2 protein-coding genes are annotated in these 1,474 nt (G+C 74.3%); both read left to right on the top strand.

The features are described 5' to 3' along the window. On the top strand, positions 1–214 hold a 214-nt coding region (locus tag Q7W29_09840; protein ID MDO9172121.1), incomplete at its 5' end, for a tryptophan synthase subunit alpha. Further along, the gene (gene aroF, locus Q7W29_09835) at positions 211–1,233 is read left to right on the top strand and encodes a 3-deoxy-7-phosphoheptulonate synthase (GenBank protein ID MDO9172120.1); all 1,023 of its coding nucleotides are present in this window, start codon (positions 211–213) and stop codon (positions 1,231–1,233) included. The genes Q7W29_09840 and aroF, both read left to right, overlap by 4 nt. The last annotated feature ends 241 nt before the right edge of the window (positions 1,234–1,474 follow it).

The raw sequence follows: 1,474 nt of genomic DNA, 5'->3' as shown, positions 1-1,474 counted from the left end.
CACCGACCTGCCCTGCTACGTCGGCTTCGGCGTGGCCGACCCCGACGGCGCGCGGCGGGTCGCCCGCGCGGCCGACGGGGTGATCGTCGGCAGCGCCCTGGTGCGGCTGCTGCAGTCGGCGGCGGACGCGCGGTCCGGCGTCCGCAGCGTCGCCGATTTCCTGCACGGGATGCGGGAGGCCCTCGCGCCGCCCGCCCGGGAGGTAACGTCGTGATCATCGTCATGCGTGAAGACGCCACCGTCGCCCAGATCGGCGCGATCCTGCGCGAGATCGAGGGCCTCGGGCACGCCCCGCGGCCGTCGCGCGGCGCGCGGCAGACCGTCATCGGCGTCGTGGGCGCCGCCGACGAGGGGCCGCTGCGCGCGCTGGCCGACCGCGACGGCGTCGAGCAGGTCGCGCCGCTGTCGAAGTCCTACAAGCTGGTGCACCGCGACTTCCGCGCGGAGCCGACGGTCGTGCGCGTCGGGGACGCCCTGGTGGGCGGCCGCGAGATCGCGGTCATGGCCGGTCCCTGCTCGGTCGAGAGCGCCGAGCAGGTGCTGGCGACGGCCCGGGCGGTGCGTGCAGCGGGCGCCCGCATCCTGCGCGGCGGCGCCTTCAAGCCGCGCACCTCGCCCTACAGCTTCCAGGGGATGGGGGAGGAGGGCCTGCGCCTGCTGCGCCGCGCCGGGGACGAGACCGGCATGGCCGTGGTGACCGAGGTCATGTCCCCCGAACAGGTCCCGCTGGTGGCGCGCTACGCGGACATGCTGCAGATCGGCGCGCGCAACATGCAGAACTACTCGCTGCTGGAGGCGGTGGGCCGGGTGCGCCGCCCGGTGCTGCTCAAGCGCGGACTGATGTCCACGATCGAGGAGCTGCTGCTGGCCGCCGAGTACGTGGTCGCCAACGGCAACGCCCAGGTCGTGCTCTGCGAGCGCGGCATCCGCACCTTCGAGAAGGCCACGCGCAACACCTGCGACATCTCGGCGGTGCCGGTGATCAAGTCGCTCAGCCACCTGCCGGTGATCGTCGACCCGAGCCATGCCGCCGGCGTGCGGGCCTACGTGCCGGCACTGGCGCGCGCGGCCCTGGCGGCCGGCGCCGACGGGATCATGGTGGAGGTCCACCCCGATCCCGACCGCGCGCTGTCGGACGGGGACCAGAGCCTGACGCCGGAGGGATTCCGGGAGTTGATGGCGGGGCTGCGGCCGCTGGCCGAGGCGGTGGGGCGTACCCTGGACGCGGGCTGAGCCCCGCCGGTCTGCCGCTCTGAACGGTTGCCCGCCGGACCCCCGGGCGCTACCCTGTGGCACGGCGCCGCTCGACGGCGCCAAGGGGAAACGAAGGATTCGGGAGCCACGACCGAACCGGGAGTCGAGATGCGACGAGGCGACTGGCACTTCCGCGCCTTCACCGAAGGCACCTTCCGCCTCGACGGGGGCGCCATGTTCGGCGTCGTGCCGCGCTCCATGTGGTCGCGCCACCACGAGC

This window comes from bacterium (assembly GCA_030654305.1).
Classification (GTDB): domain Bacteria; phylum Krumholzibacteriota; class Krumholzibacteriia; order LZORAL124-64-63; family LZORAL124-64-63; genus PNOJ01.
Note: the sequence above shows the minus strand (reverse complement) of the source record. Positions and strands in the feature narration are given on the sequence as shown.